This is a genomic window from Clostridium sp., from assembly GCF_047777555.1.
Classification (GTDB): domain Bacteria; phylum Bacillota; class Clostridia; order Clostridiales; family Clostridiaceae; genus Clostridium_H.
Genome location: NZ_JBKEEV010000003.1, coordinates 374,653 through 391,315, shown reverse-complemented (window position 1 = coordinate 391,315; position 16,663 = coordinate 374,653). Strand labels below are relative to the sequence as shown.

At 32.0% G+C, this 16,663-nt stretch carries 15 protein-coding genes; 14 read left to right on the top strand and 1 reads right to left on the bottom strand.

Annotation, left to right across the window (positions count from 1 at the left end):
• The first annotated feature begins 20 nt into the window (after positions 1–20).
• The 4 genes from cysK to nifS all read left to right on the top strand — a co-directional run bounded on the left by cysK (position 21) and on the right by nifS (position 4,562).
• Positions 21–950, top strand: coding sequence for a cysteine synthase A (cysK, locus tag ACFWTK_RS07915; RefSeq protein WP_415875460.1), 930 nt, complete (start codon positions 21–23; stop codon positions 948–950).
• 128 nt (positions 951–1,078) lie between these two features.
• Complete coding sequence (locus tag ACFWTK_RS07910; protein ID WP_415875500.1) at positions 1,079–2,215, top strand: cysteine desulfurase family protein; 1,137 nt, start codon at positions 1,079–1,081, stop codon at positions 2,213–2,215.
• The gene (gene thiI, locus ACFWTK_RS07905; RefSeq protein WP_415875459.1) at positions 2,212–3,363 is read left to right on the top strand and encodes a tRNA uracil 4-sulfurtransferase ThiI; all 1,152 of its coding nucleotides are present in this window, start codon (positions 2,212–2,214) and stop codon (positions 3,361–3,363) included. Before ACFWTK_RS07910 ends, thiI begins: the two co-directional genes overlap by 4 nt.
• 47 nt (positions 3,364–3,410) lie before the next feature.
• Positions 3,411–4,562, top strand: a complete 1,152-nt coding sequence (nifS, locus tag ACFWTK_RS07900; protein ID WP_415875458.1) for a cysteine desulfurase NifS — start codon at positions 3,411–3,413, stop codon at positions 4,560–4,562.
• A gap of 82 nt (positions 4,563–4,644) precedes the next feature.
• On the opposite strand, the gene ACFWTK_RS07895 is transcribed toward nifS, so the two are convergent.
• Positions 4,645–5,778 carry a glycosyltransferase family 4 protein gene (locus ACFWTK_RS07895; RefSeq protein ID WP_415875457.1) on the bottom strand — a complete coding sequence of 378 codons (1,134 nt, stop codon included), beginning with the start codon at positions 5,776–5,778 and terminating at the stop codon, positions 4,645–4,647.
• Positions 5,779–5,977: 199 nt separating this feature from the next.
• Here ACFWTK_RS07895 and ACFWTK_RS07890 point away from each other — a divergent pair, with 199 nt between their 5' ends.
• From ACFWTK_RS07890 to ACFWTK_RS07845, 10 genes are all read left to right on the top strand, one after another.
• Positions 5,978–6,988: a CotS family spore coat protein gene (locus ACFWTK_RS07890; protein WP_415875456.1), complete on the top strand. Its 1,011-nt coding sequence runs from the start codon at positions 5,978–5,980 to the stop codon at positions 6,986–6,988.
• Positions 6,989–7,165: 177 nt separating this feature from the next.
• Positions 7,166–8,008, top strand: coding sequence for a DUF975 family protein (locus tag ACFWTK_RS07885; RefSeq protein WP_415875455.1), 843 nt, complete (start codon positions 7,166–7,168; stop codon positions 8,006–8,008).
• 195 nt (positions 8,009–8,203) lie between these two features.
• Positions 8,204–9,100: a sporulation peptidase YabG gene (yabG, locus tag ACFWTK_RS07880; protein ID WP_415875454.1), complete on the top strand. Its 897-nt coding sequence runs from the start codon at positions 8,204–8,206 to the stop codon at positions 9,098–9,100.
• 252 nt (positions 9,101–9,352) lie between these two features.
• Positions 9,353–9,589: a Veg family protein gene (locus ACFWTK_RS07875; RefSeq protein WP_415875453.1), complete on the top strand. Its 237-nt coding sequence runs from the start codon at positions 9,353–9,355 to the stop codon at positions 9,587–9,589.
• Positions 9,590–9,795: 206 nt separating this feature from the next.
• Complete coding sequence (locus ACFWTK_RS07870; protein WP_415875451.1) at positions 9,796–11,355, top strand: DUF3794 and LysM peptidoglycan-binding domain-containing protein; 1,560 nt, start codon at positions 9,796–9,798, stop codon at positions 11,353–11,355.
• Between the two features lie 269 nt (positions 11,356–11,624).
• Positions 11,625–12,467 carry a 4-(cytidine 5'-diphospho)-2-C-methyl-D-erythritol kinase gene (gene ispE / locus ACFWTK_RS07865; protein ID WP_415875450.1) on the top strand — a complete coding sequence of 281 codons (843 nt, stop codon included), beginning with the start codon at positions 11,625–11,627 and terminating at the stop codon, positions 12,465–12,467.
• Positions 12,468–12,609: 142 nt separating this feature from the next.
• Entirely contained in the window at positions 12,610–12,801 is a 192-nt protein-coding gene (locus ACFWTK_RS07860) for a CLC_0170 family protein (RefSeq protein WP_415875449.1), read from the top strand.
• Between the two features lie 48 nt (positions 12,802–12,849).
• Positions 12,850–14,310 carry a spore germination protein gene (locus ACFWTK_RS07855; protein WP_415875448.1) on the top strand — a complete coding sequence of 487 codons (1,461 nt, stop codon included), beginning with the start codon at positions 12,850–12,852 and terminating at the stop codon, positions 14,308–14,310.
• A 26-nt stretch (positions 14,311–14,336) separates the two neighbouring features.
• Entirely contained in the window at positions 14,337–15,437 is a 1,101-nt protein-coding gene (locus ACFWTK_RS07850) for a GerAB/ArcD/ProY family transporter (RefSeq protein ID WP_415875447.1), read from the top strand.
• Positions 15,427–16,611, top strand: coding sequence for a Ger(x)C family spore germination protein (locus ACFWTK_RS07845; RefSeq protein WP_415875446.1), 1,185 nt, complete (start codon positions 15,427–15,429; stop codon positions 16,609–16,611). The genes ACFWTK_RS07850 and ACFWTK_RS07845 overlap by 11 nt, the downstream gene beginning before the upstream one ends.
• Positions 16,612–16,663: the final 52 nt, after the last annotated feature.

Here is a 16,663-nt window from a genome sequence, read left to right as displayed (position 1 = left end):
AATTATAAGGAGGGATTCTCATGAAAATAGCAAAGAATTTAACTGAGTTAATAGGAAATACACCGATGATGGAGCTTGGTAATTATGATAAGGTAAATAATTTAGAAGCTAATATAATTGCAAAGCTAGAATACTTTAATCCAGCAGGAAGCGTTAAAGATAGAGTTGGTTATGCTATGATAGTAGATGCTGAAGAAAAGGGAATTATAAATAAGGATACAGTAATAATCGAACCTACAAGTGGTAATACAGGAGTAGGTCTAGCCTTAACAGCAGCTGCAAAGGGATATAAATTGATTATAACAATGCCAGAATCCATGAGTATGGAAAGAAGAAAAGTTCTAAAGGCTTATGGAGCAGAGCTTGTACTAACTCCTGCGGCTGAAGGAATGAAGGGAGCTATTGAAAAGGCTGAAGAAATAGCTAAAAATACTCCAAATTCATTTATTCCTCAACAATTTGCTAACCCAGCAAATGCTGATATTCATAGAAAAACTACAGCAGAAGAGATATGGAGAGATTCAGAAGGAAAGGTAGATATATTTGTTGCTGGAGTTGGAACAGGCGGAACTATAACAGGAGTAGGTGAAGTCCTAAAGCAAAAAAATCCTAATGTTAAAATTGTGGCTGTAGAACCAATGGATTCACCAGTATTATCAGGTGGAAAGCCAGGCCCACACAAGATTCAAGGAATTGGTGCTGGATTTGTGCCAGAAGTTTTAAACACAGAGATAATAGATGAAGTAATAAAGGTTAGCAATGAAGATTCATTTGAAGCTACTAGAGAGCTTGTAAAGACAGAAGGATTGTTTGTAGGAATATCTTCAGGAGCAGCAGTTCATGCAGCTAAGGTATTAGCACAAAGAGAAGAAAATAAGGGTAAAAATATAGTAGTATTATTACCTGATACAGGTTTAAGATATCTTTCAGAGCCTGTATTTGGAGAATAGAAAGTTATTTACAAGATACAACAAATTAGTAGAATTAATTAATGTATAAAACTTTCCTCAGTTGGGGAAAGTTTTAATTAAGTTTTGTGAATATTTTTTAGAGGAGGTGTTGAAGAGTGGAGGGAAAAATAGAAGTCTATATGGATAACAGCGCTACTACAAAACCTTATGATGAGGTTATAGATACTATGGTCGATGTAATGAAAAATTATTATGGAAATCCTTCTTCTGCTCATATCCATGGAATAAAGGGAGAAAAAAAGCTAAATGATGCCAGAGAAATAATTGCAAAAACTTTGAATTGTACTAAGGATGAAATTATTTTTACCTCTGGAGGAAGTGAAAGCAATAACTTTTTAATAGGTGGATTTGCAAAGAAAGGTGTCCATATGATAACTTCCACAATAGAACATCCCAGTGTACTCAATACCTTCAAGGAATTAGAAAATCAAGGGGTAAGGGTTACATATATAAATACAGACAGCAGTGGAAATATAAAGCTTGACGAGCTAGCTAACAGCATAACTAAAGATACTGTTCTAGTAAGTATTATGCATGTAAATAATGAAATAGGAATAATTCAAGATATAAATACTATTGGAAAGATTATAAAAGAAAAGAGCAGCAGAGCAAAATTTCATGTAGATGCTATTCAAAGCTATGGAAAGCTCGATATAGATGTTAAAAGAGACAATATAGATTTATTATCTATTAGTGGACATAAGATACATGGACCTAAAGGAGTAGGAGCAGCATACATAAAAAAAGGACTTAATCCAAAACCTTTGATATACGGTGGAGGACAGGAGAGAAAGCTTAGAAGTGGAACAGAAAATCTTCCTGCTATTGCTGGATTTGCTGTTGCAGCAGATAAAAAGGGTAAAAATTTAAAAGAAAATTTCTGCAAGGTTCAGGAAGTAAAGCAGTATTTTATAGATAAGCTGAAAGATATAGATGATATAAGAATAAACAGTGAAGGAGCAAAATTTTCACCATACATATTGAGCGTATCTTTCAAGGGCGTCAGAGGAGAAGTGTTGCTTCATGCCTTAGAAAGCGAAGGAATATATGTATCTACTGGTTCTGCATGTTCATCAAGATTACATGAAAGAAGTAATTCTTTAGAAGCAATCGGACTTACCGAAGAAGAAATGGAAGGAACTATAAGATTTAGCTTTAGTGAATATAATTCTAAAAAAGAAGTAGATTATGTAATAGAAACGCTAAAGAAATCTTTGAGTTTTCTAAGGAGATTAAAGAAATGAGAAAATTAATTTTAATAAAATATGCATCGGAGATATTTTTAAAGGGATTAAATAAAAAGAGCTTTGAGCAAAAGTTGTTAACAAACATAAAGAGAGCATTAAAAGGCCTTGAGTATGAATTTAGCATGGATCAAAACAGATGGCTTTTATATTCTGAGAATTTAGATGAAGTCATTGAGAGAGTAAGAAAAGTTTTTGGAATAAAGGAACTTGACTTGGTTACAGAAGTAGATGCTAACCTTGAAGCAATCAGCGAAGAGGCCTTAAGAGAAATCAGAGAAGTAAATCCTGCTACCTTTAAGGTGGAAACAAAAAGAGCAAATAAAAAATTTCCTATGAATTCTATGGAGGCCAGCAGAGAAGTTGGAGCATATATATTAAGAAATAGCAAAGATTTAGAAGTAAATGTGCATAATCCTGAAGTAGTAATAAACGTAGAGATAAGAGAAAAAGCGTATATTTACTCAACATCAAGAAGGATAAAGGCCGTAGGCGGTATGCCTTATAAAACTAATGGAAAAACTATACTTATGTTATCAGGAGGTATAGATTCTCCTGTGGCAGGTTATATGATGGCGAGAAGAGGAGTAGAATTAAGCTGTGTTTATTTCCACAGTCCTCCTTATACCAGCGAGAGAGCAAAAGAGAAGGTGAAAGACTTAGCAAAGATATTAAAGGGTTACACTGGAAATATAAACTTATATGTTGTCCCTTTCACTGATATACAAATGGCTATTATAAATAAATGTCCTGAAGATGAATTGACTATAATAATGAGAAGGCTTATGATGAGATTAGCCTGTAAGTTAGCGGAGAAAAATGAAATTCAGTCAGTTACAACGGGAGAAAGTATAGGGCAGGTAGCAAGCCAAACCATGGAAGGGCTGGTTGTAAGCACTGAAGTTGCGGATAGACCAGTATTTAGACCACTCATAGCCATGGATAAAGAAGATATTATGGATATAGCAAGAAAAATAGGCACCTATGAAACATCTATACTCCCATATGAGGACTGCTGTACAATATTTGTGCCAAAGCATCCAAAAACAAAGCCGAAAGTCCATTTCTTGAAAAAGTCTGAAGAAGCTTTAGATGTGGATAAATTAGTTGAGGAAGCGCTAGAAAATACAGAACTTATCATATTATAGGAAAGGGGAGAACTAAAGGCTGCATATATGCAGCCTTTATAAATAACATGAGTAAAAGTATCTATTTAGATTATGCATCAACCACATTTATAAAAGAAGAAGTGTTGAAGGAAATGATGCCATATCTTACTGAACACTTTGGTAATCCTTCATCCATTCACTCTATGTCAAGAGAAGTTAAAAAGGCTGTATATGATGCCAAAATAAGAACTGCTAAAGCGATAAATGCAAGTAGAGAAGAGATATTCTTTACTTCAGGAGGTACAGAGGCTGATAACTGGGCAATTAAAGGGGTTGCCTTTAGGAACAGAGATAAGGGTAATCACATAATAACAACAAAAATAGAACATCATGCAATTTTAAATTCCTGCAAATATTTAGAAGAGCAAGGATTCAAGGTTACATATTTACCAGTGGATGAAGAAGGTATTATAAGAATAGAAGACTTAAAAAATGCCATAACAAAAGATACTATTTTGGTATCAATCATGTTTGGAAACAATGAGGTTGGCAGTATTCAACCAATAAAAGAAATAGGAAAGATATGCAGAGAAAAAAATATAATATTTCATACAGATGGAGTACAGGCAGTAGGTTCAGTTCCCATAGATGTGAATGAACTAAACATAGATTTATTATCCATGTCTGCACATAAGTTTTATGGGCCAAAGGGCATAGGAGCTCTTTATATAAGAAAAGGAACAAAGATACATAATCTAATACATGGAGGCTCTCAAGAAAGGGCTAGAAGAAGTGGAACAGAAAATGTGCCAGGAATTGTAGGATTGGGAAAGGCAATAGAGTTAGCTTCAGAAAGTCTTGAAAAGGAAAGAGTTAGACTAACTTATTTAAGAGATAAGCTTATTGATGGCCTTCTTAAAATTTCTAATTCTAAATTAAATGGGCCTACTGGAGAAAAAAGACTTCCAGGAAACGTAAATGTAAGCTTTAAGGATGTAAATGGAGGAACAATGCTTATGACTTTAGATGAAATGGGCATTTTTGCATCTGCAGGAAGTGCATGTACAGCAGGGTCCTTAGAACCTTCTCATGTATTATTAAGCCTAGGCTTGCCAGAAGATATGGCGAGAAGTTCGGTTAGATTTACCATGGGAGCAAAAACCACAGAAGAAGAGATAAACTATGTAATTAATGTTATGCCTAAAATTGTGGAAAGGATAAGAAACACAAATATATAAGAACTTCGGCACGCAAATTCATAATTGACGATGGAAACTCTCCATCGTCAATTATGAATTTAAAAATAAATTGCTTTGTAACTTATTTTAAATTTTTTATTATACTGTTGTATGCTTTTAGTGTGGTTTCCGCAGTTTTTAGCCAGCTAAATTCGGAGCTTCTTTTTAAAGATTTATCAATAAGATCGTTTCTAAGATTTCTGTCCTCAAGAACTTTGTACATAGCGTCATATAATTCATCTACATCATATGGATTTATAAGGATACCAGCATCTCCTACAACTTCAGGAATAGAGGTCAAGTTTGAAGCTACTATTGGAACACCGCAGGCCATAGCTTCTATAGGCGGAAGACCAAATCCTTCATAAAGAGAAGGATATACGAAAAATTCACAAGCATTATAAAAGATTGGCATATGTTCTAATGGTATAAATCCAGGGAAAATAACATTGTCAGATAGCTGCAAATCGTCAGCAGTCTTCTTATATAGACTGTAGGATTTGCCTTGCTTTCCAACTATAACTAGCTTTAAGCTGCTATTTTTTAACTTATTGAGCAGCTTGCTAAATGCTTGGATCAATCCTACAATATTTTTCCTAGGACTGAAACCACCTACATATAAAATATAGTCGCCGTTTATAGAATAGTTTTTTTTCATAAAATCTTTACATTGTTTTTTATCAAGAGGAATGTATATATCTTCATTGGCTAAGTGAGTAACAAATACTTTATCTTCTGGAAAATCAAAGGCATTTAGTATGTCTTTTTTTGAGTAATTGGATACTGTAATGATTCCATCACATTTTGAAATTATACTTGGCATTTCTCTAAGAAATATTTCTAAGTATGTTTCTCCAACAGTCTCAGGCATTTTATAAGGTATAATGTCATGAAGTGTTATTATAAAAGGACAAGTTTTTTCTTTAGGAAGACCGATACCATTTTGAGGAACGTGGTATAAATCCATATCTTTGCTTTTCAATATATTAGGAATGTTAACCTCATCCCAGAAGTTTCCTTTCATATCTTGTGATATATTTTTTATTTTATAATTATTATTGAATCTAATATCACAAGTACCATCCTTAGGCATAAAAAGCAAATATTCATTAAAAAAGTCTATTTTATTTAAAGAATTGATTAATTGATAAGTATAAGTGCCTATACCTGTTCCTCTATACCAATTTGCAGCTCTTGAATCTATACCTATTTTCATAAAGCATCCCTTCGAAAAAGTAATAATAACTACAGTTTAGTATATTAGAGCTAAGTAAAAAGTGTTAATAAATACTTTATATAAAAAGGATATAGTTTAAAGACTGTGGAATTAGTTGATTTGTTATAAAGTAGTATTTATTAAAAATAATTCTAAATAAGTGCTTTTAGACATATAAATTTATAGGGAGGCGATAATAATGATGAGGGAATTTGAAATTGAAAGACAATTTGATATTAGAATCGAAAGTATAAAGCCCAACAAAGGGGTATATTTTTTAAAAACAAATAAAGGTGCCAAATGCCTTAAGAGAATAAATTATGGTGTCCAAAAGCTCTGCTTTGTATATGGAGCAAAAGAACACTTGATAAATAATGGATTTACCCATGTTGATAAGTACAGTTTAAACAGTGAAGGGGAGCCTTATGCTCTTGTAAATGAGGACATATACACTTTGTCAGAATGGATTGAAGGAAGAGAATGTGACTTTCATAATGATGATGATATAGTTATTGCAGCTAAGGCTCTAGCAAATATGCACATAGCTTCAAAAGGATATGATCCTCCAGAAAACAGCAAGTTAAAAACAGATCTTGGGAGATGGCCTCATCTTATGGAAAAAAGAGTTAAAGCTTTAGATAAGATGAGGGATATGTCAAGAAAGAGAAGTAGAAAAGGAGAGTTTGACGTTAATTATGTAAAGAATGTTGAATTCTATAAGGAACTTGGGAAAAGGGCAATAAAGGTTTTAGATGATTCTAATTACATGGATATATGCAGAGTTACTGATGATGAAAAGAGTTTCTGTCATCATGATTATACTTATCATAATATAATAATAGATAAAGATGACAATGTAAACATAATCGATTTTGATTATTGCAAGAGAGAGGTAAGAACTTATGACATTTCAAACTTTATGACAAAGGTTCTTAAAAGAAGAGAATGGGATATCAATTGCGCAAATCTTATTATTAATGCTTACAACGAAGTTAGTCCTTTAAGTAAGGACGAGTATAGGGTATTATTTGCCTTTTTACTATTCCCTCAACGTTTCTGGAGGTTAGGAAACAGATATTATTATAATGAAGTTAATTGGGCTACAAATACGTTTAATAAGAAAATACAGGCCCTAATTTCCGAGCAAGAACAGTACATGAAATTTATAGATGAATTCAAGAAAGTTTATAATCAGCAAGAGGAGTTATGATAGAAAAGATTTTTTTATAATAGAGCCATATAAGTATATACACTTATATGGCTCTATTATAATAATTTGATAAAAAGTAAAAAATATACTAGTATTATTCTTAAATAGATTAATTTTAGATAGGAGGAAGGCAATAAAAATCAGAAAAGATGATTCTGATAAAAAGCCTATTTAATAATGGAATATAAGAGTATATCTCAATTAAAAAGAGAAGGGCTGCAAAGCCTTAAAGGAAGATGGGGATTGGCTATATTAGTATGCTTAATTACAACCATAATAACAGAAGGAATTTCTATTTATGGAAGAGTTTCCACTATATCACATATTTTAAATAAAGATCTACTTTCACATTTTAGTAATGTAGATTTTCTATTAGAAGAAATGGGAACATCTTCTATAATGTTAAAATTAGATTTCCTTATAAACTTGTTATTAGGTGGGAGTATTACTTATGGACTTAGCAGGTTTTTCTTAAATCTAACTAGAAATGAAAATCCTCAGTTTGAAAACTTATTTTCTGGATTCAAGTACTTTGGAAAGAATTTTCTTATTCAGTTGATCATAGAAATATTTGGTATTCTTTGGACTTTAGTAGTTTATATACCTGTTATTATAATAGGATTTATTACAATAATAGGATCACTTTCAAGCTATTCCGATTTAACAGATATAGAACAGATGCCGTGGAATGTAGGAATAGAAATGGTCATTATTATGGTTGTGTTATTTATAATTGCTTCTATAATTGTTGAGCTTATAGTTCTAAGATATGCTTTAGCATTTTATATTTATAATGATATTAAAGATGCTTCAGTTATGGATTGCATAAATCATAGTAAAGAAATGATGAGAGGGCATAAATATAGGCTATTACTATTAAATTTAAGCTTTATAGGATGGCATATTTTATCTATCTTAACTTTAGGAATAGGGTATCTTTGGCTTAGACCATATATCTTTGCAGCAACAGCCAGTTTTTATAATGACCTTAAACAAAAGTCAGAAACCTTCCTAAACTAAGCGCAGCGCATAACCCCTGCGCTTTAGCATCTAAACTTCTAAACTCTCTCAACTCTCCACCCTCCACTTTTAAACTTCTCCACTGCGCCTATAGGCGCCTCCACTAATAAAAATGCACAGCATTTTTATTACAGTCACCTTCATTATCCATTTAGCATACTATGAAATATAAGTTGTAGTATTGGGGATGATGGTTTGGAAATAGGAGATGCTGTGGTAAGAAGATCTTATGGAAAAGATATTACTTTTAAAATAATAGATATAAAGGATAATGAATATGGAGTCGTTTATGTACTTAAAGGCATAAATATGAGAATAATAGCCGATTCTCCAGAGGATGACTTGGAATTAGCAGGTCGAGAGAATATGACTAAAAAAGAAGCTACATTTAATAAAAAGGTTAATGGATGTATAAAAAAGATATTGATGGATAGAGATATTCAAAAAAAGTATAGAGGGGAAGTAGAAGAAATCAGGGGAAGATCTAAAAATCAAAAAAAAAATAAAGAAGATCTACCCTCAATGCTTTTTGGTAGACCAGGAAGAGTACTGCATGTTGATGGAGATGCTGAATATTTAGATGTGTGTTTAAAAACCTATAAACAGTTATCTGTAGAAGCAGTTGGACATGTGATATCAGAAGCGGAACAGCCGATTCGTGTTCCAGAACTTGTTAGGCAATTAAAGCCCGATATAGTAGTATTAACTGGTCATGATGCTATTGTAAAGGGTACAGATGATTATATGAATCTTAATAACTATAAAAATTCAAAGTATTTTGTTGACACTGTAACTCAGCTTAGGAACTATGAACCGAATTATGATGATTTAGTTATATTTGCTGGGGCATGCCAATCTTGCTATGAAGCTATATTGGATGCAGGTGCTAATTTTGCAAGTTCTCCAAATAGGGTGCTTATACACTGTTTAGATCCTGTATTTATTTGTGAAAGGGTAGCCTATACTAATATAGACAAAGTAGTATCTATACATGAAGCTATACAAAACACTATAACAGGAGCAGATGGCATTGGAGGGCTTCAGACAAGAGGTAAATATAGAGAAGGGTTTCCAAAGTCTAAATACTCTTAAGCGTACTTTATAAATACTATTTGATAAATTTTATATTTTTTATGTATATTAAATAATAAAATTGAAGATAATAATAATATAAACGTATGAGATAAATAATTTAGCTTCAAGTTACGTTTAGCACTTGAAGCTAAATTTGTTTACAGAAAATTTACATTGACAACTATAATATGTTAATGATAAAATTATTAGTTATTTGACATTTGAAGATATGCACTGTATAATATATAATGTAGAAAGAGGGTGCTTGTGATGGAAGGAAGAAATATATTAGCGACTATAAAGAATGAGATGGATGACCACATCGGAGAGAAGGTAACGCTAAGAGCTAATAACGGAAGAAGAAAGATTATTGTTAGTAATGGAGTATTAGAAAAAACATATCCAAGTATTTTCGTTGTTAGATTAGAAGACGACACCCAAAGGACAGTCACATATAGTTACTCAGATGTTTTGACAAAAACAGTTCAAATAGACTTTGCTGGTTAAAGGAATACTGAAATTTCAGTATTTCTTTTTTTATAAGAAATATTTTGTAATATAAAATATTTTCAATACATAGTCTTAATTGATAGCCGCCTAATCCATGATTTTTTACTGCTAAAAAATAGGTAATTATTTTATAAAAGATATCATATTTTTTATAAAGAGTATATATACATTAGTTAGTAGGTATTTTATGGGAGGTAGAATGGATGGCTATGGAATTGATAAAAGAAAATATAGAGTACGAACAACTTCTAGGCGAACAGGCAGTTGATAATATGATAAAAGAAGAATACGTTATACCTGATGTTCAGCCAGATGTGAAAAAAATTTTGATGGTAGATGCTAAGCCTAAAATTGTTAATAAAGAGGTGATGCAAAATAAGGTATATGTAGAAGGAAGGGTAAAATGCAATGTACTTTATTTAGCAAGCGTAGAAGAAAATAGTGAGATTTTTAATGTAGTATATACTAAAGATTTTTCAACTTATATTGAGATGAATGGTGCTAAAGCTGATATGAGCTGTTCATTAGAATGCGATATTGAACATATGGAATGCAGCATAATTAATGAAAGAAAAATATCTATTGAAGGAATCGTACAACTAAAGCTATGGGTTTATAAGAAATATGAATTTGATGTTATTAAGGGTGTAGACGATTTGGATAACATTCAACTTCTAAAAAATCCTTGTATTATTGATAAGGTCATAGGCAATGTAAATGGAGAATTGATAAGCAAGGCCCATATTCAAGTTCCAATGGACAAACCAGAAATAGGCAAGATTTTAGACTGTGATGTTACTGTTCATAAGGCAGATGTAAAACTTAAGGAAGGGAAAGCTGAAGTTGAAGCTTTTACAAAAATAAAAGTTCTATATAAAGCTGCAGAAAATAGAGAATTATGCAGTTTGGAGGAAGATGTATTTGTTAGTGAAGAGCTAGAATGTCCAAACGCAGACCAGTTCATGGAAAATAGTTCGGAATTTGTAGTTGATGATATCGAATTTAATGTTAAAGAAAATGATTTAGGAGAAAACCGAATTATTGATGTTGAAGCTTTAGTAAAATGTGATATTAAAGTTATGCATAAAGAAGAAGTGGACATGATAGAAGATGCTTATTCACCTTCTAGAGTGTTAAAGATGGACAAAAAAGGCTATGAACTTAATACCATGCTAGGACATAATATAAATGAAACTATAATTAAAGAAAACATAGAATTAGAAAATAATATGCCAAAACCAGTTGAAGTCATTATGTCTATAGGAAAGGTATCAGTAACAGATAAGAGAATAGTAGAAGATAAAGTAGTTGTGGAAGGATTATTAAATGTTAATGTGCTATATAAGACATCTGATGATGATAAATATATAGCTACACTAAGTGAAGATATTCCATTCAATTGTAGTGTAGAAGTGTCTGGAGCTAAGATTGACATGGAATGCATTGTAAAGGCGCATCTAGAGAATTTAGAAACCTCTATAGAAGCTGGGACTATAGCTGTAAAAGGTATTGTAAGAGTTTATGCAAGAGTTAATTATGTTACTCATAAGGAATTCTTGGTTGATATAGTTCCTCTTGAAGATGAAGTAATAAAGAAGAAAGCTAGTATAACAATTTATGTAGTTCAAGATGGAGATACATTGTGGAAGATTGCAAAAAGGTACTGCACTACTGTAGAGGATTTGATCAATGTTAATGAGCTAAATAGTGATAATATAATGGCTGGACAGAAATTGATTATACCAGGAAGAGCGGTTATATAAGGGCAGCATTAGAAGTGGAGAGTGTAGAAGTTTAGAAAGTGGAGAATGAAGAAAGGCGCTGAGGCGCAGTGGAGAAGCGTTAAAAGGCAGTTTAGAGAGTTTAGAAAGTTTAGAAGGTGCAAGATAGGAAAGGGTTTTCAAAGGAATAGTCAATAAAAATAAAACTGTAGGTGTAGACTAAGTCTATACTTATAGTTTTTTTGTTTATAATTTTGTGATATAATGTTAAAATAATTTATATTTAAATAGATATTGCGGGGGAAACATATATGTTGATTAAAGCATACGCTAAGATAAATATATCATTGGATGTAGTGGGAAAAAGAGAAGATGGGTATCACCTTTTAGAGATGATAATGCAAAATATAGAGTTATACGATATTTTGAAGGTAGAAAAGAGCAGAAGAGATATTAATATTGAGTGCAATAAGTCTTATGTACCTACAGATGAAAGAAATTTAGTTTATAAGGCTGCTAAGCTGTTTATGGACACTTATGATGTAAAAGGTGGAGCAGATATTAGTATATATAAAAACATTCCTGTAGCTGCAGGACTTGCAGGTGGAAGTACGGATGCTGCAGCTACGTTATTAGCTATGAGAAAGTTGTATGAAGTAGATGTTAGTGATGATGAACTCAGCAAGCTTGGACTAAATATAGGGGCAGACGTTCCATACTGCATAAAGGGTGGAACTGCTTTATGCACAGGTATAGGAGAAGTGGTAACTCCTCTTAAGCCATTTAAAGGACATATGCTAGTTTTAGTTAAACCTAATTTTGGTGTATCAACTAAGGAAGTGTATAAGAATTTAGATTTAAATAAAGTATATAAACATCCAGACACTAAAAGTTTGATTAAAGCTATTGAGAATGATGATATCGTATATGTTAGCGAAAATATGAAGAATGTGCTTGAAAATGTAACATTAAAAAAGCATGTTATATTGAAAGAAATTAAAGAAAAAATGATTAGGGGTGGAGCGTTAGGTTCTATGATGAGCGGCAGCGGGCCATCTGTATTCGGATTCTTTGATGATATTTTAAAGGCTCAAAGATGTTATGAGTATTTTAAAGACAAATATAATGAAGTTTATATAACTAGAACGATTTAAGGATAACCGTATTCTTCTAAGGTGGAGAATACGGTTTTTTTAGTGAAGAATACTGTTATTCTTTTAGTGAAGAATACTGTTATTTTTTGTGTGTATATTTTGTTGCTAGAAGACAAAAAATAGGCTGAGTAGGAGTGATATTATGAAAATTATAAATTTATTTGGAAAATATTTTTTAGCATTGCTTGTAATACAGGGAGCAGTGTTATCCTTAATAGATTCAAAAGAATTGAAGAGGTCAGGAATGATTGAAGCATCTAGGAAAGCAAGAGTTATTGGAAATGGTGTAACTTTATTAGGAGTTATATTGTTTGCTTTAAATTTGCTTATATAAGTATTGAAATTAACTCCAATATTAAAGTGTGTGAAGGGTGTGACAAATTTGAAAGAGAGAATCAAGGAAAGCATATCTAGGCACGTTAAAGAAGACGTTAAATATATGAAGGAACTTTTAAAAGATAATTCAGATATAGTGTTTAGAGAGTTTAGAATTCATGAATTAGATGCAGTTATTGTATTTGTTGATGGACTGGCAGACAAAAGCTTTATAAGTGACTACATAATGGAGAGCGTAATGCATGAAGAGTCTGTAAAATATCATGTGGATGAAATAAAAGAGAGAATATTAGCTGTAGCGGATATGAGAGAGGTTGATAGTCTAAAAGATGGAATAAATGCCATGCTTTCAGGAGAAACCTTGATGCTTATAGATGGTCTTAGAGTTGGGTATGTTATAGCCACTCGTGCTTGGCCAGCAAGAGGAGTAAGTGAGCCAGCGGGTGAAACCGTAATAAGAGGTGCTAGAGAAGGCTTTACAGAGACCATGAGGTTTAATACAGCTTTGGTTAGAAGAAGAGTAAGAGATACTAGATTGAGAGTGGTTCCAAAATCTTTAGGAACTAGATCAAAAACAGACGCAGTGGTAATGTACATAGAAGATATTGTAAATGAATCAGTTCTTGATGAATTAAATAATAGGGTAGATGATATAGAAATCGATGCTGTATTAGACAGTGGATATATAGAACAATTGATAGAGGATAATCCTTTTTCATTATTTCCTCAGATACAAAGCACAGAAAGACCAGATGTGGTAGCAGCAGCCTTATATGAGGGAAGAGTAGCTATGCTAGTTGATAATTCACCATTTGCCATTATAGCTCCAGCAACCTTTCCTACTCTATTTCAATCACCTGATGACTATTATCAGCGTTGGATAAATGCTTCATTAATGAGGATTTTAAGAACTATTGCGGTAGTATTATCTTTGATTCTTCCGGCATTATATGTTGCGGTTACTTCTTATCATACTGCAATTATACCATCAAGGCTTGCTTACTCTATAGCTGCTTCCAGGGAAGGAGTGCCATTTCCATCAGTTGTAGAGACCTTGATTATGGAGTTTAGCTTTGCGCTTTTATTAGAGGCTATATTAAGGCTTCCAAGACCTATAGGTTCAACAATAGGTATAGTAGGAGGTCTTATCATAGGGCAGGCAGCTGTAAGCGCAGGAATAGTAAGTCCTTTAATGATAATAATAACTAGCCTCACAGCTATTACTGAATTTATTACGCCTAATTACGAAGTTTCTATTGCACTTAGAGTTACAAGATTTTTATTAATAATTGCCTCTGCAGTACTTGGTTTGTATGGTATAATGCTGGGACTTATATTACTACTCACACACTTACTGAGATTAAAGAGCTTTGGCATACCATACTTAGCACCAGCTGTTAGTCCAGATATAAATGATTTTAAGGATATGTTTATAAGGCTGCCTCTTAGGTATTTTAAAAAGAGACCAAATTATATGAAAACTGGAGATAAGATAAGGCAAAAATGATTTTGAAAGAGGTGTGATATATCCTTATGAATAAAAAGAACATTTTGAGTCAATATGATTTATTTGTAACTATAGTAGTAACTGTGGTTGGAAGTGCTGCATTCACATATCCAAGAAAACTTAGTGAAGTCATAGGAAGTGAGGGTTGGATTGTAATAATTTTAAGCGCACTTATAGTACTTCCATTTCTATATATAATCTATAAGGCTATTGAAATTAATGAGTATAGAAGGCTTGTAGAAATGCTACAGAGAAACTTTGGAAAATTCTTAGGAAATGCCATAGCACTTTATATTGTATTAGCTGGCATGTTTATAATGGCTATAGAAATAAGAACTTTTGCTGAAGTAATAAAAATGTATCTCTTAAATAGAACACCTACAGAATTTATAATATTAGCAATGTTTCTAGTTGGAGGATTTCTTGTAAGGGGAGAAGTTGAAAGCGTAATAAAATTTAATGAAATAGCTTTTTGGTTAATGTTTGTACCAGTACTAACAGGCATACCTTTTGTATTGAAGGGATCAGATTTTACAAATATACTTCCTATATTTGTTCATGAGCCTTTAGAGTATATAAAAGCTGTAAGAGTAAGTGTTTTCAGCTTTTTAGGCTTTGGAATATTATATATGATAATCCCTATGGTAAGAAACAAAAGAAGCATTATAAGAGTTACATTTAAGAGCCTAGCCTTTATAAGTGCTTTTTATATTATAATAACTTTGTCAGCCTTGTTTGTATTTTCAAAAGAATATAATTCTCAGTTACTATGGCCAACAATAAGTATGTTTTCGACTGTAGATATGCCAGGAACCTTTATAGAACGTTGGGAAGGTATAGTTATGACCTTTTGGATAATTTTCTACTTTACTACTTATGTAAATGTATATTATTTCAGCTCTGAAATTATTAGAGATGTATTTAAGCTGGAAGATGTAAAAGTATCATTGGTATTAATAACTCCTGTAATATATATACTGTCTTTATATCCAGAAAATATAGCTGAAGTTTACAGTATTCAAGATAGGATTACTCCATATACAGATCCTGTAATAATTGGAATATTACCTATTGTATTATTGATTACTGGCTTTGCTAAGGCAAGGAGAGTTAAAGATGAGACATAAGAAGGTAATGATTTTAGCATTAACTTGTTGTTTTTTAACTGGATGTTGGGATAAGGTAGAAATTGATAGCAGAAGTTTTATATCTACCATAGCCATTGATGCAGGAGAAAACATAGATGATGAGGAAAAGTTTAAAGAAATAAAATCTAATGAAGTTTTTAAAGAAAAAGATTTTAAAAAATTAAATATTACCTTTGGACTTCCAAATATTAGTGAACTTGGTCCTGAGGGTGGAAGTGCCGCCAAAGAACAGATTGTAACTACTGAATCCTTTTCTATGCAGGATGCAGTAACAGAACTAGCATCTAAAATGAGTAGAAGTGTATATACAGGTCATTCTAAGCTCCTGATATTAAGCGATAAAATAATAGAGTATCCTGAAACAATGAAAGAGGTATTTGATTATTTAGAACGTCAGCCAGATATTAATAAAATGATGTTGGTGGTTGTGGCAAAGGGTAATGCAGAAGAGTTTGTTAAATTTGAGCCTAAAATGGAAAAGAATATTGAATCTTATATAACTGGGCTAATGGAAAATGGGATTAGCAATTTTAGTGTTCTTCCTGTAAGGTTAAATGATATTTTTATATCCATGTATAAAAATAAAACTGCTGTAATACCAACCATAGAATTTGATAAGGTTAATAAAGATCAACTTAATATATCTGGGGTGGCGTTGATAAAAGATTATAAAATAGAAGGATATTTAACGCCAGAAGAAGATGCTTCATTAGAAATATTGAAGGGCAAAATAAAGGGAGGAAAAGAGGTCATATTGATAGATGGCCATCCCGTAGAATTACAGATAACAGGTATAAAGAGGAAGATAAGTTTAGAAGACGATACTAATCCTAAAAAACTAAAATTTAATATAGATGTATTATTAGAAGGGCAGTTAAAAGGATATTATATAGACAGCGATATATTTTCACAAGGTGAAATTGAAAAAATACAAGATAGTTTTAACGATGTAATAGAAAGAAAGTGTGAAAAGTTAGGAAGAATAATTCAAGAGCAGCATCCTATAGATGCCATAGGGCTTAGGGAATATATTGAAAAGTTTAAACCACAATTATATAAAAAAATAAAAGACAACTGGGAAGAAGTTTATAAAAATGCTGATATAGATGTAACTGTAAGTACTAAAGCAAGAAGACTTGGAATTACAAAATAATTATAAGATTGGAAAAAATAAGTTCGATTTTTTCCAATCTTTTTTATATTGA